The following is a 24,352-nucleotide window of genomic DNA, read 5'->3' on the forward strand; positions in this document are numbered from 1 at the left end:
GAAAGTATTTGTTCAGTTTATCTGTCCACGTATAACTTTAACAGAAGATCTGTGAATTGTTACTGAACTTAGTAAGTTTTACTGCCTTTTGGTTACAAATACAAAGAAAAAGCGGCCGAAGCCGCTCGTTCATGCACTTTTTTCCAGTTGGATAATCGTGCTCTCACGCAATGAGAAGGGGTGAGCTCTAAAGAATCTAAAGCTCAAATACGTTGGTGAAGAATTTGTAGAGTTCGGTACCTTGATTCACACTGGCCGAGGCAAAATGCAAAATTGCGATTGCATCACAATCAAGTGTTAGAGTTTGCAAGGGTTGTTCACTTAAGTAGCGCTCCATACGTAGTACTTTAGCAATTGGCTCGCCAGCTTTAATATGTCCACCCAACGGCGCAATATATTCAACCATGCCACCCATGGGCGCGTAGTAAGCGAAGTAGTCAGCGAGCAGACAACCATAGCGTTTCATTTGTTTTGGTTGGAATGGGGCATCAACAAAAACCTGCTTATAGTTTAAGTAGCTTAAAATGCTATTGGCGTCATCCAGTGCTGCGCTTAAATCGATTTTTTCTTGGCTACCCAGCTCAACAGTAAACGCTTCGACTTGCACGTTAAATTCACGGCCTTGCTTTGCTAATTGTTCAGTTAATTGCCACCAAGGACAAAAGCTGGCTTCGTCCATTGCGCCGTCAAAATCATTTGGAATAAGTAGTACGTGGGGGATATTAAAATAGCTGGCGCTTTGTTTTGCGTAGTCAGGGCAATATAGGTGCTGGCTAGAAATAGGGCCTGTGTGTAAGTCCAGTACAATATCAGCTTGGTGGGCGAGCTTTTGTAAATTAAGCGCAATACGTTTACCGGTAGTTAAGCGATAAGCAGGGCCTGATAACTGTTGATCAACGTCGGCTATTAGAGCTGCTTTGAAAGCAGTTTTTAATGTTTGATCATCGGCATCACAGTATTGCTCTGCAAATTTAGCAGCTAATTGACTGTTGCAATGATACATACGGTTCCAGTTAGTGCCAGTAATTGGATCAAAGCGACCAAGAGTAAATTCCCCTGACTTTTGATTACAGCCAATTGGGTTGGCGTAGGGCACTAAAGTAATATCACCTTTTAAATCAAGACTTTTTAGCTGTTCAAGTAGTTGATAAATAACTGCGTTGCCTTGCACTTCAGCGCCATGCATATTTGCTTGCACATAAACGCTTGGTCCGGTGCCGTCGCCTTTTAAACGATACACAGGAATGGTTAGCGGTAAGCCGTTGGCAACCTCACCCACGACAATGTTTTCTTGGCTGATTGGGGTTGTATTAGTCATATCAATTACCTTAAGTAGTGGCTAGCATCTTCAGCTTGGCGAATACAGGTTAGCTTACCGTTTTGTAATACATACTCAGCAGCAAGTTCATGGCACAAAAAGTAAGGCATGCTTTCAGTAAAACCATAAGCGCCGCATTGACTAAATGCGAGCCAGTCATGCTCGTTTAAATCATTGGGAAGTTGATGCTCACCTAAGCAATCAAGCGCAGTACATAACGGGCCGTATAAGCTCATTGCTTGGGTGGGTGCTGTTGAATCACGTAGTAATCGCGCGGGGAAATCTTGGCTAGTGACCGCTGGGCGCAATAAATGATTAATGCCACCGCTTAAAATGACTTGCTGTTGTCCGTAGTTTAATTTGCGCTCGACCACAGGAGTTGCGTAATGACCACATTCACCTACTGCATAACGGCCAAGCTCCATCCATAGCTCTTCTACGCCAGCATCACGTTTAATTTTCGCAAGTGCATCGATTAACGCATCCCAGCTCAGAGTTGGTGCATCAAGTGTATAAGGAATACCTAAGCCACCACCTAAATCGAGTACTTTAAGGTTAATACCTAATTCACTTGCTAGCTGCTGTAGTGGCGCGATCATTTGTGACCAAAGCTGGGCGAGTTTATCGCTACTGAGCATATTTCCCCATTGGAATATATGCAGGCCATCAAAGTTCAGTGCAGAGTAATCACTCGTGTTGAGTGCTTGCCATTCATCGCAGCCTAAGCCAAATGGGGTCAGGCTGTCGCCCCCTAGTGGATTTTTTTCACCTTCAGGCCAGCGTAATTGCACCCGCAGTAAAACCTGTAGTTGGCACTGTTTTGCAATTGCTTGCTCATTGAGCCAGCGTACTTGATTAAGGCTTTCAGCGACAAAAATACGTACGCCTAGCTCAATAAAGTGTTTAATTTGCTTTGGGCTTTTAGCAGGCCCGGTGTTGAGCACGCGCTCACTGTTAATGCCTTGAGCAAGTACTTGCTCAAGTTCGCCTTTACTTGCGACATCAAAGTTAAAGCCAGCGTTATCTAAACTTTGTATCACTTTAGACAGTGGATTGGCTTTAACCGCATACCAAAGCTTTACTTCAGTTTGCGCCACTAAACGCGACAAGTGCGCACCTAGTGAGTCAAGGTCGTAGACAAAAAATGGACTATCAAGCTGAGTCGATAGCTCATCAATAGCGTTTTTAACTGGCGTGCTCAAAAAGGTCATTAACGTAAAACCTCTTCTAGCAGTAATGAAGCATCACTTTGTTCATCACGGTATTTTACAATTAACGCACATGACATGCTCAGACCTTGCTCACATGCCCAGTCATTTGAAGCAGGGCGTGAGCCAGGAATGACAATAGCGTACTCAGGAATTGGCTCGCCTTTATTAAGTTGACGCTCATTAACGCAGTCATAAACTGGGATCGTGGCTGATAAACGTACGCCTGGCGCAAGTACCGCACCTTTTTTAACTACCACGCCTTCAACGATTACACAGCCAGCGCCGATGAATGCATCGTCTTCTACAACCACAGGGCTTGCGCCAATGGGCTCAAGTACCCCGCCTAATTGTACCGCGGCACTTAAATGTACGTTTTTACCTACTTGTGCACACGAACCAACAAGGGCGTGGCTATCAACCATAGTGCCTTCGTCAATAAAAGCACCAATATTGACATACGCTGGTGGCATAATAATTGTGCCTTTAGCAACGTGTGCACCACGGCGAACACTTGAGCCACCAGGTACCATACGCACGCCGTTTTCGGCAGTAAATTCTTGCGGTGCTAAGTTGTGCTTATCAACAAACCCACCTGCAAATTCAGTGTTAGTGCCGTTTTTAAACGCCTCTAAAATACCTTGCTTAACTTCAACATTAGCCTGCCATTGGCCGTTTTCGTCTTGTGTTGCTGCGCGTACAGCGCCTGATTCTAAATTATTTAATAGTTCTAACCAGCTCATTATAAAAACCTGTGTTTAATGCCAAGATAAAATGGTGTTATTTGCATTATTAATGCAATCTGTTTGGGTTAACTCTAAGTGAGTTAATGGTGGACGCAAATATGGGCTGTTTAGTCGCCCTTGTAGATGCATCAAAACTTTGACGGGAATGGGGTTTGCTACGGCAAACAAGCTTTGGATTGCTTGTGACCAATCGGCAAATAAATTTGGGTGCTGACCGCTGAGGCTGCGCTTAACAAACTCGTGGGTTTGTGTAGGCCATGCATTAGCCGCTACAGAAACCAAACCTTTTGCGCCTGCTTGGGCAAAATAAGGCATAAGGGCATCATCGCCACTGAATATTGCTAACTCTGGTGAGGCTTTTCTAAATCCTTCAAATTTCGCAATATCACCGCTGGCTTCTTTTAGTGCCCATAAATTTTTATGCTCTTTTAAATTGCTAACAACGGCTGGTGGAATATCTACTGCACTGCGCCCAGGTACGTTATAAAGCATGCATGGATGGTTACTTGCGTTGAGCAGGCTTTCAAACCAGTGAGTTTGACCCACAACACCCGGTTTGGCATACAGTGGTGAGCCCAATAAATAACCGTGAATAGGCAGTTTATTACAGTACTCTACCCACGCAATTTGTTGTGTTAGGTTCATACCGCCAACGGCGACCATTAATGGCACAGTAGGCTTTAACTGACATACACGTTCAACAATGGCTTGTTGTTCTTTCAAACTAAGTGCTAAGCCTTCACCCGTACTACCGAGTAGTAAAATGCCATTATTAGCAGCTTGCTGTTGTGTAACTAACTGTTCAAGTACTGCATAATCGACTTGGCCATCATCAGTAAAAGGCGTGACGAGTGCAGTCCATAACGGGTAGTCGTTTAAATTAAAGTTGTTTTTCATCTGCAACGAACTTATTAGGTGTTCGCTGAGTAAAATGAGGAATAATTGGAAAACGCCGCATTTACGTCAGTCGAACTTTAAAATTCGAAGAGCGAATGGGCTTAAATAACAGGGCGCACAGGCCTTATTATGCTAAGACCAGAAGCTCTCCACCAAACTTATCAACAGCGTTGCTGTTGTTGGTGACAGTCGCTGGGATTCAACCCAGTCGCCCGAAATAACCCTTCACAAAAAGTGTTACTTCTCGGCGTTAATTCCCCTCACGTATGATCATTGGAGTGTGTGCTCCTCACATACGTTACCTGAATAACGCACCTCTTCTAGCCCACAGTGTGAGTTTAAAACGATTAAACTCACACCTTAAATAGGGGTAATGGCGGTGATTAAAGCATTTTAGCCGTCTAGGTGTCAAGGCTGTAAACGATCGTTTATGACTAGCGGTTACGTATAAGGTCATTTTTTCGTACACTAGCAAATAGACAAAGCAAGGGTAGTTAATCAATGGAAAAGTTTCAGGATATTTATCAACGAGCAGCACAGCGAAAAGGCGGTAAAGCGATGTTAGCGCAATTACTGCATGCGCCACTTTCACAAGCACAGCTTAAAAATTTGCCCGATGATGCTTGGCTTGAAGAGTTTACCCGTAAAGTGTTTCAAAGTGGCTTTTATTGGTCTGTAATCAATAGTAAATGGGCTGGCTTTAGGGAAGTATTTTGGGATTTTAGTGTTGAAAAGTTACTGATGATGCCACCTGATATGCTAGAACAAAAAGCCAGTGATGAGCGTATTGTGCGTAATTTTAAAAAAGTACAAACCATTGCTGATAACGCATATATGATTCATGAGGTAGCGAGTGAACACGGCAGTTTTAGTGCGTTTATTGCTAATTGGCCTACAGACGACATAATTGGCTTATGGGCTTATTTAAAAAAGCATGGCGCACGATTAGGTGGCAACACAGGGCCTTATGCATTACGCACTTTAGGTAAAGATACGTTTTTACTTTCACGCGACGTAGAAAGTTATTTACGCGCGCACAAAATTATAGACGGTGGCTTACAAACTAAAAAATCGCTCACTGGCGCACAAGCATTTTTTAATGAATTGCAGCAACAAAGTGGCTTAAGTTTGCAGGAGCTAAGCTTAATCGTAGCCTATAGTGTGGGTGATAACCGTGTGGGTATTCAAACAACTGAACCGCAATAGCGGCGAAAGGTAATTTAATGAAATTAGTATCACGCTATACCGAGATCGCAGAGCAATTTGCTATCGCCGATAGACCGAGTTCAGTTGGCGAGCCTTCGCTGCTGTTATTTAACGATGCTGTGGCTAAACAGTTAAGTATTGATATTTCATCACAGCAACAGGCCGCAGTGTTTAGTGGTAATCATATAGACTCAACTGTAGCGCCTGTTGCACTGGGCTATTCGGGTCATCAATTTGGCCACTTTTCACCTCGCTTAGGAGATGGGCGCGCGCATTTACTTGGGGCTGTTGCTGATCAACAAGGGTTACTTTGGGATATCCAGCTAAAAGGCTCTGGGGCGACACCGTTTTCACGTGGTGGTGATGGTCGTTGCGCTATTGGTCCTGCAGTACGTGAATACATAATGAGTGAAGCAATGCACGCATTAGGCGTGCCGACAACTCGATGTTTAGCAGTCGTCGCAACTGGCGAAACCGTTTACCGGCAACCACCACAGCCCGGCGCGATTGTGACTCGAGTTGCATCAAGTCACATTAGAGTAGGGTCATTTCAGTATTTAGCAACGCAAGGAGATGTTGTAGCTTTAAAAGCTTTGGCTGATTTGGCAATTACACGACATTATCCACACATACAAAGTACGGGTCCTGAGCGTTATTTAGCCTTCTTAAGTGAAGTAATTAAAAAACAAATAGAACTAGTTGTGAGCTGGATGCGGGTGGGGTTTATTCACGGTGTAATGAATACAGATAATACACTTGTCAGTGGTGAAACCATTGATTATGGCCCTTGTGCCATGATGAATAGTTTTGATTTTGATACAGTATTTAGCTCCATTGACCGTCAAGGACGCTACGCTTTTGGCAATCAACCCAATATTGCTAACTGGAATTGCGCACGGTTAGCTGAGAGTTTAATACCGTTAATAAACGAAGATGATGAACAAGCCGTTGCTTTACTGAGTCCTTTAATTAATAGTTTTGCAGAAAAGTTTAATCACGCATTTACTGAAATGTGGGCACAAAAGCTAGGGTTGGATGGGCATGATCCACAAGATAGCAAGTTAGTTGCTGAGTTATTAGCATTGTTAAAAGATAACTCTCTTGACTATACCAATACGTTTGACAGTTTAACGAAGTCGTTGAAAGAAGATGTAGCAATTCCTTCGGTATTATCGTCTTGGTCTGAAAAGTGGGTTCAAAGGACACACAAACAAAGTTACTCAATTATGCGAAAAGCCAACCCAATATTGATTCCGCGTAACTATATGGTAGAAAAAATCTTAAAAGACTTTGCTGAATCTAATCATAGCCCCATACTAAGCGAATACTTACAAGCACTGCAAAATCCCTATACTCAAAGCATCAATGAGTCATGGAATAATGCAGCTTTAGATGAAAAAGGCTACCAAACTTTCTGTGGCACTTAATACGTCGGGCTGCTTGAAAACATGCTTGTGTAGCATCGATATATGTTTAGGTAATGAATTATTACTGGCTAAATGTGTCAGGATGCAATTATTAACTGTTATTTATAGACATTTATTGCAAATAAACACGGTTACTACTTGTTGATTCAAAATTAAGCAATATAATGCTAATAAGGGTTTTAAAATCTGTATCGCTAAATTGAAACAAGTTGTGATACGTTAAATATTTGAATTTATATGTTTATTGTAAGTCTAAAGTGCTGCGTTTGCGTAGGTTAGGTAAAATTTTTTATCTGGTCTATACTGATTAGCGCTTTTATTCTAAAAATACTTTGATTAAAAACATCATGAATGTGTTTTCGTTAAGTAATGATTAACAAAAGATTCTGTACTCTGGTAATACTTAATTAGGCTAGGGTCACTTAGCTACAATTTTAATTGTGAAAATGGGAAGGAAACAATGAAATTAAAATCTCTTACTATTGCTTTGGCACTAGCTGCAACTAGCGCTTCAAGCTTCGCGGCTGAAAAAGAAGGTTTCTTTATCGGCGCATTTGGCGACTATTATGACGCTTCTTGGGAAAACGTTCGTGGTAGTGCCGGCACTAACGTTGATGATTCAACAGGTTGGGGTCTTGAACTAGGTTATCGTTTTAGCGATTACTGGAGTGCACGTTTAGAGTATGCTGATATGGACTTTGACATTTCAAGCTCAAACCCAGCAATGACGGCAACTAGCCTTGAAGGCGATCGTTTAGGTGTCGATGCTCTTTACCACATCAATGGTGGCCCTTTTTACGGCATCGTTGGTCTTAAAAACGTTGATGCGATGGAAAGTCTAACATTTGCTAACGTAGGTGCTGGTTACCAACATTACTTCACTGATAACTTAGCGTTCAACGCAGAAACATCAATCTTCCAAGGTCTTGATCGTGGTTACACTGATGTTGGCGCTAAACTAGGTCTAAGCTACTTGTTTGGCAACCAAAGTTCATCTTCTGCACCAGTAGAAGCTGCACCAGTAGCAGCGGTTGTTCCAGTTGCTGTAGCTCCAACAGACAGCGATAACGATAATATTCCTGATGCAGATGATCAGTGTGCCAACACACCGATGACTGATGCAGTAGACGGCACTGGCTGTACTTTATATGAAGATCGTGAAGTAACTAAGAGCTTACTAATTACGTTCCCTAACAATACATCTAAAGTTTCACAAAAATACTTAGATGACATTGATGCAGCAGTTGCTTTCTTAAATGAGCACCCAGGTACTGAAGTGCTTTTAGAAGGTCACACTTCTGCTGTAGGTAAAGCAGATTACAACAAGTGGTTATCTAAAAAGCGTGCAGATTCAGTTGCGGCTCGCCTTATTGAAGATGGCATTGAAAAAGAGCGTATCATCACGGTTGGTTTAGGTGAAGAGCGTCTTAAAAATGAAGCTAACACGGCAGCAGCGCATGCTGAAAACCGTCGTGTTGAAGCACACGTAACAGTAATTGAGCGCGTTAAAGTTAAGCGTTAATTTATAATACTTTTATAAAAACCCAGCTTTTGCTGGGTTTTTTTATGTCTGTAATTCAGTGATGATCAATTTATGTCATATCCATGTAATAGCCTTTCACTTTGCAATATTTACTAAAGCTTTGTGCTATGCTGATTTTGCTCTTACCTCAACACACAAGGGTTCATCACTAGAATGCTCTAACCCCTTGCTGCTTGGTTTATTTTTGCTTTTATTTGAATCAAATAATATCTGGTTATATGCGACTATTATTAAGTATCGCAGAATAGAAAATGGATGAAGCCTTGACTGGCTTGCATATCAGTAATATAGGTCAACTTTATGTAGCAAGAGATTCATTTTATAAGCGTATTCTTGCAAATATAGAAATTCATAATAAATGCGCGCTTTAGTCGAGGCTGCAATTTTGAGAAAGGTATTTACATAAACTGAGCTAAACGAGCTTATCAATTAACTGAGCTTCTAACAAAGTTCGATTATACTAAAAACATTTATAATACGTAAATAAAAAAAGTATTTTAATTAATAACTTATGGTTAATTTAGTTAGTTGAGCCCTTTTATTGCGAATTTTTTATTAAGTCAGCGTTCATTTTTGCTTGACGTATAATCGTATGGGACTAAAATTACGTGTGTTTAAAATATTTTAACAAATGTTATTTTTTGTTACCATGGAGGGTACATAGAGCTTTGCTCTCTTCTATTTGGGTAACTTTATAGCAGAGAATAAGGCATGTTCATGAAATTACCTCTATTAATCCCCGTCCTTTTTTGCGCATCTGCATATGCAACACCGAACCCCTCTTTTAGTGAAGTCCGTATAGGTTTTGAAACCATAGGCTACAGTGAAACCCTAAACGATGTAGCAGGCTTTGGTCAGCTTAGCCAATCGATAGATGTTACCAACCCAGCAATACGCCAACTTTCTTATACAGGGATAGATGATGATTGGGGTTTTTATGTTGAAAGCGCTGCAACAATCTCGACCGATATTGCAACTGAAACTTGGTATATGGGGGAGTTTGGTGCTGTTCAGCAAAATGCATTTAAACTCAAAGCCAATGAGATTGGTTTTAAAGGAGCTTATAATTTTTCACAAGCAATACAATTCACAGTGGGTACAAAGTTTTTCACTTCCAGCTTTACACGTTCAAACTTTTCTTTTGTACAGCCAGGAGCTGATTCATTTGATAAGGCCTTAATTGCAATTTCCGATGACCCTGACAACCCTGCACGCTTTACTTTACCAGGTATGGAAGGCGGGCAAACAGGCTCACAGCAAAACTACACATCTCAACTTCGCCCAGTAATATCTGTATCCGAAGATCAAATGGGTATTTTACTTACAATGGGTGCTCGCTATGACAGCCGCCTCAAAGACAGTTTTAATAAATATAGTTGGTATTTAGAAGGCGAAGTAAGCAGTCCTATGTATTCTGAAATTCAGAACACCCAATTTGAAACAACAACACTGACCGATAGCTTTAATGGTTGGGGAGTGTTTGCCAGAGCAGGTATGCGTTATCAGGTTATGAATCACATTGCGATTCTTGCAGGCATAGATGCGCAATATAAATCACGCGATATTGTTACCGAAAACCTTGAAAATGGCCAACGTTTAAGAGTGCCAGAAGTTGAATATAGCAATGTTTCATTCACTCTTGGCGCACAGTGGAGCTACTAATGAGAAAACTATTACTCGTAACTATTTTTATGGGAATCACATTGAGTGGTTGCAAAACGATTGAGTCTGTTCAAAAAGATCTTGCAGGCTTAGCGGGTGAACAAGCAACACCAGAGCAAAAACAAGCCGCTTTTCAAAAAGCGGAGCAAGCGTTTGGGGAAGCGTTAACAGCTTATAACCTTATAAAGTCTGAATCGCTCGCAGAGTATGATATTGAAAAAGTAAGGGAAGCTCAAAAAATCTGGCAAGTTCTTGAAACAGAGTTTGAAGAACTAAGACTTACGCCGGATCGTGCGCTTGATAGTGCATCATTATTTTCATCCGATACGGTTGCGGATGAAGTAATGGAACAATGTCAGCAAGTTATCAGTCTTGTAACTGCTGCTAACCTTTCAAAAGATCGTATTACAGCTGTATTAAAGCCTGTGAGAGAAGAGTTTGCAGTGCTTACTCAAATTGACGCAAAAATTCACTTTGAAAAACGTTATACCGTCTTAGAGCAGCGACATGAAGAGTTAAAAGAACTACTAATTGAGGGTGAAGAATCACAAGTTAGACAGTATGTTCCTCAACTTTTAGAGCAGCTTACAGCACTGGAAAAGGATGCTGTTGTGCAGTTTTATTTTTCAGAGCACATTCGCAAAATCTATCAATTAGCCGATTCTGATAAACCTGACGTATTTCCTGTTGTATATAGTGATGTTAAGTCTCAGTTAGAACAAGGCCAGAACTATGCCAAGAGTAATTACCGAGATTACGACAACATTAAGCTTGAAGCGAATTTAGTGGCACATCAAATAAAACGAATAGATAGCCTTTTCAATGAATACTTAAAAACAAAAACAGCATTAGATGATAAAGACATTGAAAGTAAGTTACTTAAATTTGAGTATGAGCTAGCTGAATTAACAGAGGCTGTTGGTTTGGGAGATTTAAGACACCTATCATTCACTGAGCAATTACAGCAGATTAAAGCCGCGTTGTAATACATATTTAATCTAAAGTCGTTTTAGGGCGACTTTTTAAGTTTAGGGACGCCGCTTATAGGCTTCCCTTTATAATGAGGGGTACAAATGGATTTATTAAAAAAAAAGCTTCGTGTAGGTATTTTTACTGGAGCATTAATTTTAGCTGGCTGCGGTGGTGGCGGCGGTGATGAGGGCACTTCTGGTCCCACACCTACACCACCCCCTGTAACTAATGAAAGCCCTACAGTTAGCCAAACTACTATTGAAGACGCACTTGAGCAAGAAGCGTTAACATTAAACGCTATCGCATCTGACAGTGATGGGAGTATCGCATCTTACAGTTGGAGCCATGATGCAAGTTTTGAGTTTACCAGCAGTGGCTTAAGTACTGCTGAGGCCACATTTACCTCTCCTGATATTACAGAAGATGTAACAGTTAACTTTACTGTTACAGTGACAGATGATGACGGCGCAACCGCTTCATCAACACAAGAAGTCCTTATTAAACGTAAAGTCTCTAATGTTACAATTACTGGTATCGTAACAGATGAACCTATTGCCAATGCTGAGCTTGAGATTGTGGTTGGTAGTGAGTCTTTCAATATTCAAGCTGGTGATAATGGTCGTTATACTGCAGTGTTAGATATTGACGAGTCATCAGCTAAAAAGCTAGTAAGAGTTAAAGCAAAAGGATTAGATACACTCAATCCAGGTGTGGAGTTTGTATCGCAATTGAGCTCAGTCGAAAAACTTCTCGCGCAAGCAGGTGACGATAAAACTCTCGATAGCGATGATAATTTTGGTGTAAATATCACCAATGTTACCACTGCTGAATTTGCACTTTTAACTCGTGGTGGTACGGAGCCAGCAAGTGAAGAGGAACTTGATAGTGCCCTGTTAAATGTCGATGCTGATGAAAAAATTCAGTTAGCAACTCTTATTAAAATTGTGGTCGACAACCCAGACTATTCGTTACCAGAAGGTGTTAATAACACACTAGAGCTTGTTGCAAACGAGCAAGTAGCAAAGCAGTTTGAAGAAGAAGTAACAGAGAAAGACCCTGAAATCATCGAAAAAACAAAAAAAGAAATTAAAGAAGATGATGATCTAGTAACTGGTGCGACAGGTTCGTTAGAGGGTAATTATATTATTAACTCACCTCGCTACCACACAAATACAGCGTTTCACTTAAGCCTAGTGGCAGATGGTAGCGGGCAGTTTAGCTCTAATACCAGTAGCGCAATTACTTGGTCTAAAAGTGCCGGTGTGTATACATTAGAGTTTGATAAACAGGTTACGATTTATCAAAATTCAGATGCTGAAAGTTCAGAGTCCTTAGTTTTAACAGGGCTTAGTTTTATAGTATTAGCTGAAAACGATGTATTTAGAACCATCGAGATCACGCGTTCAACAGAGCGAATGATAGTTGATAGAAATTCCGGCTCAGTCACAATGACGACTGAAGAAGATGAAACGTACACTACGAATCTAATATACAAAAATAAAACCATTTCATTATTGGCTGAGCAGCTTATAGGTGAGTGGGCATTTCATGCGTATGAGAATGATTACGATACTAGTGACGATCCTGACCTACCTGAAACCCTGCAATTCTATGCTGATGGTACAGGCGATATTGGTGGTAACAGCAGCGAAGCATTTACTTGGCAACTAAATAGCCATAGTTTAACTGTTAACTATGATGAAGATGGTGAAACAGGGCAGCTTGAGCTTTGGTTTACAAAAGCATTAAGTGGCGGTTATCAATTAGTTGGACTTGATACAAGCTTTGATGAGCCGAGCGACACCTTAACTGGCTTATTAATCAAAAAACAAGCCGTTACCACGACGAATGAAGATTTAGTTGGTCGCTGGCATGGTTTTATTGGCACGTCTCAATCGTATGATTTAAATATTCATAACGATGGCACAACTATGATTGGTTTAGGCATTACTGATTGGCAAGGGCATTTAGAGGATGGTCAGTTTACACGTAAGCGCTTCATTTATAACAATGAAGTTGTTACATCATGTGAAGGCTTTGATGCAAGCTGTTATCTTAATAGTGAAATGATTCATGAGTTTATTAGTATTGTTGATAACCTTTTTTATATAAATCGAACTATCAATTACTACTCACCAAATGGTGAGATTATCTCTCAAGATGGCGCGATATTAGTTTATGAATACAGCAAAGATTTAAACTACAGCGCATTTACAGAAGAATTATTAGATAATTACACTGAGTTTTATTCAACGGATGGGCAGACCGACAGGGTTTACGCTGAGTATGACGAAAACGGTAATGTGACATACGCTGTAGAATTAGAAGGCCAGACTTACACTGGCGCAACTTTTAATGATGGCGTATTAAGTTATGATCGAAATGGTGAAAAATGGCATTTTGAACTTGTTTCCTCAAATACCGAAAGCATTATTGTTTGCCACTATAAAGACGGCGGCACGTGTAATGCAGCATCACAAATTACTTACTTACCAAAGCGCCCTAAAGTTACCCTTACTGCTAACTCAAGTGGCAATGGTGAAATTTCACCTGCGACACAATCGTCGTTTTTCTATCAACGTGTAGGCTTTGAAATAATCCCTGACGATGGTTTCATTTTAGACTCAATCGAAGGCTGTGAAGGCTATATTGAAGGCAACCACTACATTGCACTCGCTAGTAATATAGATTGTGAAATTAATGCGACCTTTAAAGAGCAGCAGGAGACTGTCGGTACCTTTATAATTGGCAATCAAGACCTTTATTATGCGAGCGCTTATACGGTAGAGCTAAGTGAAGATAATACAGGCGCATTAACCTACAATGGTAAAGTAGAGGTAACGTGGACGGAAACCGCTGAGGGAGTTATAGAGATTACTCCTCAAAGTGATTTTGTTTTACAAGAATACGAAAGCTTCTCTAATAGCACTGGGATGAATGTTGCGACTAAAGATATCGCAACAAAACTGACCTTAACACCACTCCCTGAAAAAGGCAGTAATTGGTATGAGCTAGGTCGTGATATTGAACAATACCAAGATGATGTACTGGTAGATGAGTACACAAGTTCATATGAAGTAAGTAAAACAACTCTTGAGCAACGCTTAGCAATTAATGCTAATGACATGGAAGGTGAATGGTCGGTTAACCTTGTTGGTGAAAATACGGTTTATAAAGTTTTTTTCAATGATGATGGTACAGGTGTATCTCATAATATCAGCGATTTATCAGATGAAAGCTTTACTTGGCAAGTTACAGATAACACTATGGTGCTTAATTTCCCTGAGGATGGCGGAACTGAGTCATTTTATGTCACTAAAGATATAAATGTGGGCTACCAGTTAGTCACACAAGGTATTTTTGACGGTGAGCATTATACAGATGCTGGCATTATGGTGCGTCGTAATGAGCAAGCAATCTCAGCTGATAACTTTGCCGGGCGTCATCAGTTCAGAGATGGTCATGATATCGACTCTCACTGGGCTGAAGTACAAATCTACCAAGATGGAGAGGTTTTCTTTACTACTGGAACCAGTTCGTATCAAAAGGGGTTTGAGGACGGACATTTGATCCGTGATTTGTATTACGACACAACAGATGGTAATTGGCAAAGAGTTGACTGGTGCGACGTTGCTTTGGATACATGCCATCTTGCTGGTAAGTTTGTATACACTTTAGTAGCTGTTGACGGCGACCGTTATTATATTGAACGTACAATTACTCAAGGCTCGTCAGCAGAGGAAACCACTGCGCATTTATATATCCATGACTATAGTCCTTCAACAAAGGTCGATCAGTTTTATGAGTATAGTTTAGGTTTTGGGCTATATCAAAATGATGAGAATGGAATTGCGCATTGGGGTGTTAGACATGGTGATTACGATGAAGCCCAAGATAAACAATACTATACTTTCCAACTTAATGATGCCGATCCTGTAAATGTTGAGCTGATTGACGGTAAATTAGAGCTTATACTGGATGGTCAAGATACCGTTATTGAGTTAATCGATAACAATCGCCGTGATATTACTTTCTGTAAGTATTTAAAAGGTAATAGTTGCCAGGTCGGTGATGAAGTGTATTTATCATTTGATGCGCCAGAGCACACAATAACAGTAAATAGCGATGGAAATGGCTCATTAGCTGTAGGAGATGAGAGTATTGTTGAGCATGGCTCGAATTGGTCGACATCTATTGAGCCAAATTCAGGTTATGTGCTTGATAGTATTTCAGGTTGTGACGGCTATGAAGATGGCAGTGATTATAGAATCCCTTATGTGAAAGAAAGCTGCCAAATTGATGTAACGTTTAAAGAGTTTGTCCCGTTATCGACTCAGGCGAATATTACAGATCCTGCACTTGCAATGTGTGTTGATAATTCAGGTGAAACAAGCTTAGAGAGTGTGATTAAATTAAATTGTCTTTGGAACAACTATGGTGAGATTACGTCTTTAGCTGGTTTAGAAGCCTTGCCTAATTTACAGATTCTTGAACTCTCAGACTTAAACTTGGGTCCCCATCTAGATTTATCTGCTTTAGAGCAATTAACAGAGTTTTCTAATGGTTATAACTATGGTTCTGAGCAGCCAACAAAAATAGAATCTATTCAATTTTACGACTCTAGTCTGATTACTCGCCTAGAGTTGAGTGGACAAAATATTTCAGATATTGACTTATCTGCATATACCTCACTGCAGTATTTAACTTTGCAGGATATGCCGATTACTCAGATTGATTTATCTAATCAAACACAATTAGTTCATTTAGACTTGCAAGGCACAGAGTTAAATCAGCTAGACTTAATCTTTAACACTCAGTTAGAGTACTTAGCAATTAATAGTGGTAGCTTAACTGAACTCAATATTGGGCACTTAACAGAGCTAAGAAGTGCGTTTTTATGGGGGCAAAGTGGGGTAACAGAGCTTGATGTCACCAATTTAACGAAATTAACTCGCCTTGATATTGGTATAATGGGGATTTCAGCGCTTAACTTAACAAACCTCGTTAATTTAGAAAGCCTTAGCATTTCGTATACCTCAATAAATAATCTAGATTTTTCAGCTTTACAAAGCTTGTCTTCATTAAACGTTGAAGGTGTTGAGCAGCCACTTGTGCCATGGTCACAGGTCTATCACATATCAGATTTAACGATAGGTGGAGCTAACTATACAAGTTTTGACTTCTCGCCTTTTACTAATTTAACAAGACTGAGAATATCAGATTCTGGTGTTAGTGATTTATCTTCAATTGCAAATCCAGAGCTAATATTATCACTGGATTTGTTTTATAACTACCAGCTTGAACAGCTGAATATAAGCGAGATGACATCTTTACATTGGCTGCAGATAAATAGCTCTCCAATTACAACTTTAGATTTTAGTAATAATAGTAACTTAACAAACGTCTATATTAGGCATAATGCATTAGAGACAATTAGTGGGATAGAAGCTATAACTGATAAATCAGCAAGGTTGAACTTTGATAATAATCCGCTAAGCAGCGATACTGTTAGTTATTTAGATGACTTACGAGATAACCAAGGTTACTACAATATTTCCTACTCAGTAAGCTACAGCGTTACTGTAAACGTAACTGGCAACGGTAGTGCTAGTGAATCTAGCTTTACTTTGTCAGATGGTGAAAACCGTGGAATATATTTATACCCTGATAGTGGTTATGAAGTAGGGAGTATTGAAGGTTGTAATGGAGAGTGGTCTTCAACTAATTACTACGAAGTAGGTCCAATCACAGAGTCGTGCGAAGTTAACGTTGAGTTTGTAGAGACAACACCATAAGTTTATTGAATACCTTTTGTAGTTGATAAAACGACCACGGCACGTGGTCGTTTTTATTTTTAAATTAAAAATTCAATAAATCCCACTTTTAGATCTTACTTTTATACTTTTAAACGCCTTTAATTAAATAAAGACGCAAAAAATCCTCTCCACTTGCATTAAAATCCCCTTCAATATTTATGAGTTAGTCTCTTATTTTTTAGGTGATATTTTATGACAGCATTAAACAACCAGAACCTATTACAACTTCGTTTTGTAAACCAAGCTCATATCGAGGCAGTAAAGCCATCATTTGCTAATCTTCCAGCTAATCCTTATGCCGATGGTGCGTTTCGAAAACGTCGTTATTCAGTGATTAAAGTGCAAGATGGTGAACTAAAATTACAAGCCACTAAAGCGTTTGTACAAGATGATTCAATCAATACCTTTCAGGGCAATGTTGAGCGCACTTACGAAAACTTAGAACCAAGTTTGCTACAAACAGACGGTATGAAAAGTATCGTTAATGAGTTTCGTGCGATTACAGGTATTAGTGATGAGCGTGATATTGAAATTCACCAATTTAGAATGCTTGCTATCGAAAGCGATACGCCTCCTGCGCCAGAAGGTATTCATCAAGATGGTTTTGATCACGTGTGCATTTGCGGCGTGTCACACGAAAATTTAGAAGGTGGTGAGCTTTTGGTTTATGAAAACAAACAAGCTGAGCCATGTTTTAAAATGGAAATTAAAGACGGCATGTTTGCACTGATCAATGACCGTGAAGTATGGCATAACGCCACACCAATGAATAAAATTGACGCCAGCAAAGACGGTTACCTAGACTGCTTCGTATTAACAGCTTAAGGAATGACAATGAATTTAACTAAACTTCGTCGTCAATTTCCGGCATTAATGCAACAAGTTGCGGGTAAATCGCCAATATTTTTAGATGGCCCGGGTGGCTCGCAAGTGCCGCAATCAGTGCTCAGTGCTATGTCGGCTTATTTAGGTTATTACAACTCTAACTTAGGTGGTGCGTTCTTCTCAAGTGATAAAACGGTTGAGCTAATGGCCAATGCACGCCAAGCTGCAGCTGATTTATTAAATGCCCCATCGCGCGATCAAATCGTATTTGGCGCGAATATGACCAGTTTAACATTTAGCTTTAGCCGCGCAATTTCACGTGAATGGCAAGCGGGTGATGAAATCGTCGTGACCAATGCTGACCACTTTTCAAATGTATCGTCGTGGCAACAAGCAGCACAAGATAAAGGCGTGAAAGTTAATGCTGCACGTATCAATGAAGCGGATTGTAGCTTAGATTTAGCCCACCTTGCCAGCTTACTTAATAGCAATACCAAGCTTGTTGCAGTTACATATGCATCAAACACCACTGGGTCTATTAACGATATTCAACGTATTGTTGCGATGGCTCATGAAGTGGGTGCATTGGTTTATGTTGACGCTGTGCATTATGCACCCCATGAGCTGGTGGATGTACAAGCGCTAGATTGTGATTTTTTAGCTTGTTCTGCGTATAAGTTTTTTGGCCCGCATTTGGGCGTGGTCTATGGTAAGCGTGAGCACCTTGAGGGGTTTACACCTTACAAGGTTGAACCTGCTAAGGATATTATTCCAGGGCGCTGGGAAACCGGCACGCAAAGCTTTGAAGCACTCGCAGGTTTAATTGCAGCGGTTGACTATATTGCTGACATTAGTGAGCTTGATGATAGTTATTCACGCCGCGAAAAATTAGCTTCGGCTTTTGTTAAGACTAAACAACATGAAATGGCACTAAGTGAGCACTTCCTAACACGTCTGGTCAATTATCCTAAAATCAAGCTGTTTGGTATTGATGATTTAGAACGTTTATCAGAGCGCACACCTACTTTCGCTCTGACATTTGAAGGGCTTGAACCGCGCCAAGTGTCTGAGTTTTTAGGTAAACAGCATATCTGTGTGTGGGATGGTAACTTTTACGCTCAGGGCTTGTGTGAGCAATTAGGTGTTTTAGACAAAGGCGGTGTAGTTCGCATCGGTTGTATGCATTACAACACTATTGAAGAGCTTGATCAGCTGTTTGATTTGTTTGATGAACTTTTAGGGTAAAGTTTCAAGCAACAAGGTTCAAGTTTTAGAAGCTTGAACCTTGCTCACATGTCTTTAATGTTTACAATGCGCTCACAGCTCGTTTAGCTCTGCGGCTGTCCGTATATTTGCTCTGCGCGGTTAAACATGACCCATGAAGTTAAAATATACTTATCGTTAGAGACGGGCTTATTGCCGCGATGAGTATGGGTAAAGTAGCCCGGAGCAATGACCATGGTCCCTTTTTTTGGTGAAATTTTACGTTGTTGATAGTAAAACTCAGTCTCGCCACCTTCTTCAACATCGTTCAGGTAAAACATAAAGAGTAACACTCGGTGCAGCGCTTCGTTATGCCCAGCCTGTGGGTAAACCTCACTATGCCAATAAGGGTAGCCGCCTTTGTTTGTCTCGTATTTTTGCGCTTGAATATTGCCCAGGCGAAAAATCTGCTGCACTAATAAAGGCAGTTGAGGTTTGCCAATTTCATCAAAGTTAGCTTGCGTTAAATCGGTCGGCACGCCTGTTTTTGGGTGATACACTTTTAGTCCAAATGCACCAATCATCATGAAAATATGTTCTTCAAGGTATTTAAATACATAGCCTGCAGTGGTCTGCTGAATGTGTTTTAGTTGTTCTGAATATTCAGGATAATTATATAAATGTAGATCTTGGCTATCTTTTTTAGCTAAATCGACACCGCCTGAGGTCATACCTTGTTTTAGATGCGGGCTTTGTTCAAAGAGCGTGATAAAGTTATCACAAAATTCATTGCTTAGGGCGTTATCGTAAACGCGAATAAAGTCCGTCATGAGCTGCCTTTATTGGAATTATTATGTTTGTAGAAAAAATTACACCGCGCTTTAGCGAAACCGATGTATTAGGACACATTAACAATACCGTACTCCCAGTATGGTTTGAAGCCGCCCGAGCGCCTATTTTTAGATTTTTTACCCCTGATTTAAATCCGCATGACTGGAAGTTGATTATCGCTAAGGTAGAAGTGAGTTTTGTTGGTGAGCTTTTTTATGGTCACGAAGTTGAAGTTAAATCTACAATTGAACATATTGGTTCAAGCTCTTTTGTTATTCGCCAAGAGGCATACCAGCAGGGAAAATGTTGTGCGGTAGGCAAAACCGTAATGGTGCGTTATGACTTTAAAGCGAAAGAAAAAAAGGCGTTATCTAGTGAGGAAAAGTTTGCTCTTAATGAGCACTTAATTGCAGCTCAAAAGTAGCGATTATTCGTTTTAATTTGCTACGTAATAGCAGAAGTAATTAAAGGTAGATGTTTAAAGCCCACATTAGTGGGCTATAGATGGCTAAGGTGCGTCAGCGCTCATTAACTCTTGGTGCAGCCAATCCTTTAATTCGGCGCGTTTAACTTTCATGTGTTGCATTGATTGGTCATCAATGGGCGCATCTTGCAGCTCTAATACCCGCACCTCCTTATCAATGGCATTATATTGCTTAGCCTTAGCTGAAAATTCAGTACTTTCACTGTTTAACGTGGCAATCGTGTTTAGATACTCAGGAAACTCTTTAGTTAATGAATGGTCTTCGCCTAACATATGTTGCTCCTTTAAAATGAATGCTGCTTTAGTGGGGTATTTACTTACCCACTAAATGGAGCTTGGGTTGTTTAATAATAAATCAACAGTGAATCGCTATTTTGTTTGAGTTAGTCTGGTTTAACAGCAGTTAAGTTGTTTTGACAAGAAACTGAAACTTCTGATTGAAAATAGACCCAGTCACCTTAATATGCAGAATTCAGCGTTTCACTGGGGCTCAATATCAAGACGTTACTTTGCAAGAATGACAATCCCTTTTAAGAAGTAACAACGACGCTCGCATCTTGAGGTAGTTTGGGTATAGAATGCCCCCCATTATTCTGATGATGCTTTTTGGGTTACTTAATTCATGCTGTTGATGATCGATAATTATGACTCGTTCACTTATAACTTGGTGCAATACTTTCAGCGTCTTGATCAAGAGGTGTTGGTAAAACGTAATGATGAGTTAAGCATTGCACAAATTAAGCAGCTAAATCCTCAGCATATAGTGATATCACCAGGGCCTTGTTCACCTACTGAGGCTGGGATTTCATTACAAGCTGTTGAACAACTAAAAGGGATTTATCCTATTTTGGGCATTTGCCTTGGCCATCAAACCATTGCCCAAGCATTAGGTGCAAATGTTGTGCGCGCAAAACAGGTTATGCATGGTAAAACATCACCGGTATATCATCGTGAGCAAGGTGTTTTTAAAGGATTGGCAAATCCGTTAACCGTATGTCGCTACCACTCATTGGTTGTTGAGCCGAAAGGGTTACCCGCTGAACTTGGTATAACTGCGTGGACACAAACCCCTAGCGGCGAATTTGAGTATATAATGGGGCTTGTACACAAAGAGCTTGCTCTCGAAGGTGTACAGTTTCATCCTGAGGCAATATTAACAGAACAAGGGCTTGAATTACTTGCCAACTTTTTAACTCGGTTCTAGGCTTAGGGTTAATTCACCGTTCTTCGCTTACTTTATAAAAGAAATTATTAAATGACAGACATCAAGCGCCAACAGATCACCGCCAATGTTTTAGAGCAGCGAGCACATGACTTATTGCTTGGTCATAACTTTGCGCAACGTCAAATTGGCTATATTCATACGCTTGAGATTAATTACGGTGAACCAATAAAGCAGCGTACATTACTTGAAGTAGAAATGGCGGCGCATACGAAACGTAAAGAGACGAGCACAGCACACCATAAGTACCGCGCTCAGGCTAGTCAGCAGCTTCATAATGCGATTGAAACTGCAATGAAAAAGCAGCTTGCTGATATAGACAGTGTATTACATGAAACAATTGGTATTGAAGATAATGTGCCTGCTATTTTAGATATATTGTCTGTAAAGTCTGCGTCGGTTGGTCGTTTAGAGCCACTTGTAAACGATCTAAGTTGGTTAGGACGCGAGCTTGTTACCTTTGTAAACTTACCCTACTATCGCAAACAGCGTAATAAGCATACCTCAGTTAAGGTCGACAGTCCCTCACTTGCATTACGATACATAGGCCTTGATAACTTAAAGTTTGTGGTGCCAACATTTGCTGTTCGCCATTGGATGCCGCATAGCACAGAGCCTTTTCCATTACTTAAACGCCGCCTACGTGATAATTCAATGGCATGTGCAATTGCCGCACAAGAAATTGCAAAACTAAATGGCGTCAATGAAATTCATGCTTTTACACTCGGGATGTTATTGGATGTTGGAAAAATAGCATTGGTTCGCTTGTATCTACGTACATTTGAATTAGTTTGGCGTCGTAAAGTCACTTTAGCCAGAGAAGAGCAACACAAAGACTTACATACTGCATTGTTAGAATTGAAGCCAGATCCTTTGTTTTTGAGTACGTTACTCAGCGAGCAATCATTAAAAATAACAGCCAAGGTAATTGAAAAAATGGCATTTCGTTATTTGCCTTTTAACTTTGTGATGGAGCAACTGACTACAGGGCTTGCAAAGGGTGATTCACTGTTGCCTTTAACAGCGGTAATGCAAAAAGCGCGCTGCTATTCGCAGTATGTTACGCTCACAGAGCACCAGTTGGTTGAAAGCGATGAAGCACAGCGGTGGTTTGAGTATATAGACTTTACTAAATCTGAGTTGCAGCATTTAGAGAAGGTTAATTTACAGAACTTCCATATTAAATTAGATTGATCACACCCTACGATTGACCCATTGAGACAAAGCCAGCCTGACTTTGGCTCTGCTATAGGTAATTGCGTTTATCTAATAGCAGCTGTTCTGAGAGTAATAATGTATTATTTTCACTTTTACAGGCTAAAACTCGACTAATTATAAAATAATTGTTAATTTTTTTGCGACTATTCATTCATCATTCAGTCCATTCTATCTCTACTATTTCAATGCGACAGACTCGTGCAGTGAGTCACAGAGCGGCTTGATACTCCAAAAGTGCAACAACATTTTGTAGCAAATAGTTATTCACTATCTATGAAATAATATCTCAATCCCTTTATTTACAAGGGTTTCATGATAGTTTTATAAGAGACAATAGCGTTAAACTCTGAAATAATGGCTACCTGAAAATTGAACCAGAGAGTCTTTTTTTAATTTAGGCTGTGCTGATTTGCATCATTAAACATGTGATGAAGTTTATAATCTAGCGGCTTTGCACTCTCTGCGATATCACAATTAAGAGGAATAAAAATGACAGTCAATCGCGAATTATTTGATCAAGTAATGGTACCTAACTACGCACCTTCAAGCGTAATTCCTGTTCGTGGCGAAGGTTCGCGCGTATGGGATCAGCAAGACCGTGAGTATATCGACTTTGCTGGTGGTATTGCCGTTAACTGTCTGGGTCACTGTCACCCTGCACTAGTAAATGCATTAAAAGAGCAAGGTGAAAAAATTTGGCATTTATCAAATGTTATGACCAATGAACCAGCACTTCGCTTAGCTAAAAAGCTAGTTGATGCAACATTCGCTGATAAAGTTTATTTTGCTAATTCAGGCGCAGAAGCAAATGAAGCGGCGCTTAAACTAGCGCGTCGTTTAGCACTTGAAGAATTCGGTGCTGAAAAATCACAAATCATTGCATTTAATAAAGGCTTCCACGGCCGCACATTCTTTACAGTTACTGTGGGTGGTCAAGCGGCTTACTCAGATGGTTTTGGTCCAAAGCCTGGTGATATTGTACATTGTGATTACAACGACTTAGCAGCATTTGAAAAGCTAATTTCAGATAAAACATGTGCCGTAATGATGGAACCTCTGCAAGGTGAAGGCGGTATCATCTCACCAACAGACGAATTCGCTAAAGGTGTTCGCGAACTATGCGACAAACACAATGCGCTACTTATTTTCGATGAAGTGCAAACAGGTGTTGGCCGTACGGGTGAGCTATATGCATATCAAGGTTTAGGCGTAACGCCAGATATCCTGACTTCTGCTAAAGCGTTAGGTGGTGGCTTCCCAATTGGTGCAATGCTGACGACGACTGAAATTGCTAAGCATCTTAAAATTGGTACGCATGGCTCTACATACGGTGGTAATCCACTAGCATGTGCTGTGGGTGAAGCGGCTTTTGATACAGTTAATACATCAGAGGTTCTTGCTGGCGTTAAAGAAAAAGAAGCGTTATTCCGTGAGTTATTAACCGCAATCAATGACAAGTACAACGTATTCTCTGAAGTACGTGGTCAAGGCTTATTAATTGGTGCTGTGGTTAACGAACAGTTTAAAGGCCGCGCGAAAGAGTTTTTAGTTGCCGGTATCAACGAAGGCGTTATGTCATTAGTTGCAGGTGCTGACGTTGTTCGTTTCACACCTTCACTTGTAATACCTGAAGCAGATATTCGCGAAGGTATGGCACGTTTTGAAAAAGCAGTTGCTAAAGTTGTGAACGGTTAATTATCCGTCCCATCTTATTTAGGGCAAGTAGAAAGCTTGCCCTGACATTCTAATTTACCGTTATATATAAGGGAGCAAG

18 protein-coding genes and 1 riboswitch are annotated in these 24,352 nt (G+C 40.4%); of the genes, 12 read left to right on the forward strand and 6 right to left on the reverse strand.

Annotated elements, in window-relative coordinates; translation table 11 throughout:
• Positions 1 to 196: 196 nt before the first annotated feature.
• The 4 genes from ACFI4Z_RS13340 to dapA are packed head-to-tail and all read right to left on the reverse strand — an operon-like array spanning position 197 to position 4,169.
• Positions 197 to 1,318, reverse strand: coding sequence for a succinylglutamate desuccinylase/aspartoacylase family protein (locus ACFI4Z_RS13340; protein ID WP_462671021.1), 1,122 nt, complete (start codon positions 1,316 to 1,318; stop codon positions 197 to 199).
• A gap of 5 nt (positions 1,319 to 1,323) precedes the next feature.
• Positions 1,324 to 2,529 (reverse strand): PLP-dependent decarboxylase, encoded by a 1,206-nt coding sequence (locus ACFI4Z_RS13345; RefSeq protein WP_462671022.1) that lies wholly within the window; start codon positions 2,527 to 2,529, stop codon positions 1,324 to 1,326.
• Positions 2,529 to 3,269, reverse strand: coding sequence for a 2,3,4,5-tetrahydropyridine-2,6-dicarboxylate N-succinyltransferase (locus ACFI4Z_RS13350; RefSeq protein WP_462671023.1), 741 nt, complete (start codon positions 3,267 to 3,269; stop codon positions 2,529 to 2,531). The genes ACFI4Z_RS13345 and ACFI4Z_RS13350 overlap by 1 nt, the downstream gene beginning before the upstream one ends.
• 15 nt (positions 3,270 to 3,284) lie before the next feature.
• Positions 3,285 to 4,169 (reverse strand): 4-hydroxy-tetrahydrodipicolinate synthase, encoded by an 885-nt coding sequence (gene dapA, locus ACFI4Z_RS13355; protein WP_462671024.1) that lies wholly within the window; start codon positions 4,167 to 4,169, stop codon positions 3,285 to 3,287.
• Positions 4,170 to 4,303: 134 nt separating this feature from the next.
• Positions 4,304 to 4,497: riboswitch (Lysine riboswitch) on the reverse strand.
• Positions 4,498 to 4,670: 173 nt separating this feature from the next.
• Between dapA and ACFI4Z_RS13360 the strand changes: the two genes are divergently transcribed.
• From ACFI4Z_RS13360 to ACFI4Z_RS13395, 8 genes are all read left to right on the forward strand, one after another.
• Positions 4,671 to 5,375, forward strand: a complete 705-nt coding sequence (locus tag ACFI4Z_RS13360) for a DNA-3-methyladenine glycosylase I (RefSeq protein WP_462671025.1) — start codon at positions 4,671 to 4,673, stop codon at positions 5,373 to 5,375.
• Between the two features lie 17 nt (positions 5,376 to 5,392).
• Positions 5,393 to 6,802, forward strand: coding sequence for a protein adenylyltransferase SelO (locus tag ACFI4Z_RS13365; RefSeq protein WP_462671026.1), 1,410 nt, complete (start codon positions 5,393 to 5,395; stop codon positions 6,800 to 6,802).
• Positions 6,803 to 7,262: 460 nt separating this feature from the next.
• Positions 7,263 to 8,324 carry an OmpA family protein gene (locus ACFI4Z_RS13370; protein WP_462671027.1) on the forward strand — a complete coding sequence of 354 codons (1,062 nt, stop codon included), beginning with the start codon at positions 7,263 to 7,265 and terminating at the stop codon, positions 8,322 to 8,324.
• A gap of 738 nt (positions 8,325 to 9,062) precedes the next feature.
• On the forward strand, positions 9,063 to 10,007 hold the full coding sequence (locus tag ACFI4Z_RS13375; RefSeq protein ID WP_462671028.1) for an autotransporter outer membrane beta-barrel domain-containing protein: 945 nt from the start codon (positions 9,063 to 9,065) through the stop codon (positions 10,005 to 10,007).
• Complete coding sequence (locus ACFI4Z_RS13380; protein WP_462671029.1) at positions 10,007 to 10,993, forward strand: hypothetical protein; 987 nt, start codon at positions 10,007 to 10,009, stop codon at positions 10,991 to 10,993. The genes ACFI4Z_RS13375 and ACFI4Z_RS13380 overlap by 1 nt, the downstream gene beginning before the upstream one ends.
• Before the next feature lie 87 nt (positions 10,994 to 11,080).
• Complete coding sequence (locus tag ACFI4Z_RS13385) at positions 11,081 to 16,774, forward strand: leucine-rich repeat domain-containing protein (RefSeq protein WP_462671030.1); 5,694 nt, start codon at positions 11,081 to 11,083, stop codon at positions 16,772 to 16,774.
• Between the two features lie 213 nt (positions 16,775 to 16,987).
• The gene (locus tag ACFI4Z_RS13390; protein WP_394192941.1) at positions 16,988 to 17,620 is read left to right on the forward strand and encodes a 2OG-Fe dioxygenase family protein; all 633 of its coding nucleotides are present in this window, start codon (positions 16,988 to 16,990) and stop codon (positions 17,618 to 17,620) included.
• A gap of 9 nt (positions 17,621 to 17,629) precedes the next feature.
• On the forward strand, positions 17,630 to 18,865 hold the full coding sequence (locus tag ACFI4Z_RS13395) for a cysteine desulfurase-like protein (protein ID WP_462671031.1): 1,236 nt from the start codon (positions 17,630 to 17,632) through the stop codon (positions 18,863 to 18,865).
• An 83-nt stretch (positions 18,866 to 18,948) separates the two neighbouring features.
• Here ACFI4Z_RS13395 and ACFI4Z_RS13400 read toward each other — a convergent pair whose 3' ends face one another.
• Entirely contained in the window at positions 18,949 to 19,653 is a 705-nt protein-coding gene (locus tag ACFI4Z_RS13400; protein WP_394192939.1) for a 2OG-Fe(II) oxygenase, read from the reverse strand.
• A gap of 23 nt (positions 19,654 to 19,676) precedes the next feature.
• Here ACFI4Z_RS13400 and ACFI4Z_RS13405 point away from each other — a divergent pair, with 23 nt between their 5' ends.
• Positions 19,677 to 20,078, forward strand: a complete 402-nt coding sequence (locus ACFI4Z_RS13405; RefSeq protein ID WP_462671032.1) for an acyl-CoA thioesterase — start codon at positions 19,677 to 19,679, stop codon at positions 20,076 to 20,078.
• A gap of 84 nt (positions 20,079 to 20,162) precedes the next feature.
• Here the strand turns inward: ACFI4Z_RS13405 and ACFI4Z_RS13410 are convergent, their stop codons facing one another.
• Complete coding sequence (locus ACFI4Z_RS13410) at positions 20,163 to 20,411, reverse strand: YdcH family protein (protein WP_462671033.1); 249 nt, start codon at positions 20,409 to 20,411, stop codon at positions 20,163 to 20,165.
• Between the two features lie 349 nt (positions 20,412 to 20,760).
• Here ACFI4Z_RS13410 and ACFI4Z_RS13415 point away from each other — a divergent pair, with 349 nt between their 5' ends.
• From ACFI4Z_RS13415 to ACFI4Z_RS13425, 3 genes are all read left to right on the forward strand, one after another.
• Complete coding sequence (locus tag ACFI4Z_RS13415; protein ID WP_462671034.1) at positions 20,761 to 21,342, forward strand: anthranilate synthase component II; 582 nt, start codon at positions 20,761 to 20,763, stop codon at positions 21,340 to 21,342.
• Positions 21,343 to 21,393: 51 nt separating this feature from the next.
• The gene (locus ACFI4Z_RS13420) at positions 21,394 to 22,554 is read left to right on the forward strand and encodes an HDOD domain-containing protein (protein ID WP_462671035.1); all 1,161 of its coding nucleotides are present in this window, start codon (positions 21,394 to 21,396) and stop codon (positions 22,552 to 22,554) included.
• Positions 22,555 to 23,067: 513 nt separating this feature from the next.
• Positions 23,068 to 24,273: an aspartate aminotransferase family protein gene (locus ACFI4Z_RS13425; protein ID WP_462671036.1), complete on the forward strand. Its 1,206-nt coding sequence runs from the start codon at positions 23,068 to 23,070 to the stop codon at positions 24,271 to 24,273.
• The last annotated feature ends 79 nt before the right edge of the window (positions 24,274 to 24,352 follow it).

The organism is Pseudoalteromonas sp. RWi3, from assembly GCF_054960735.1.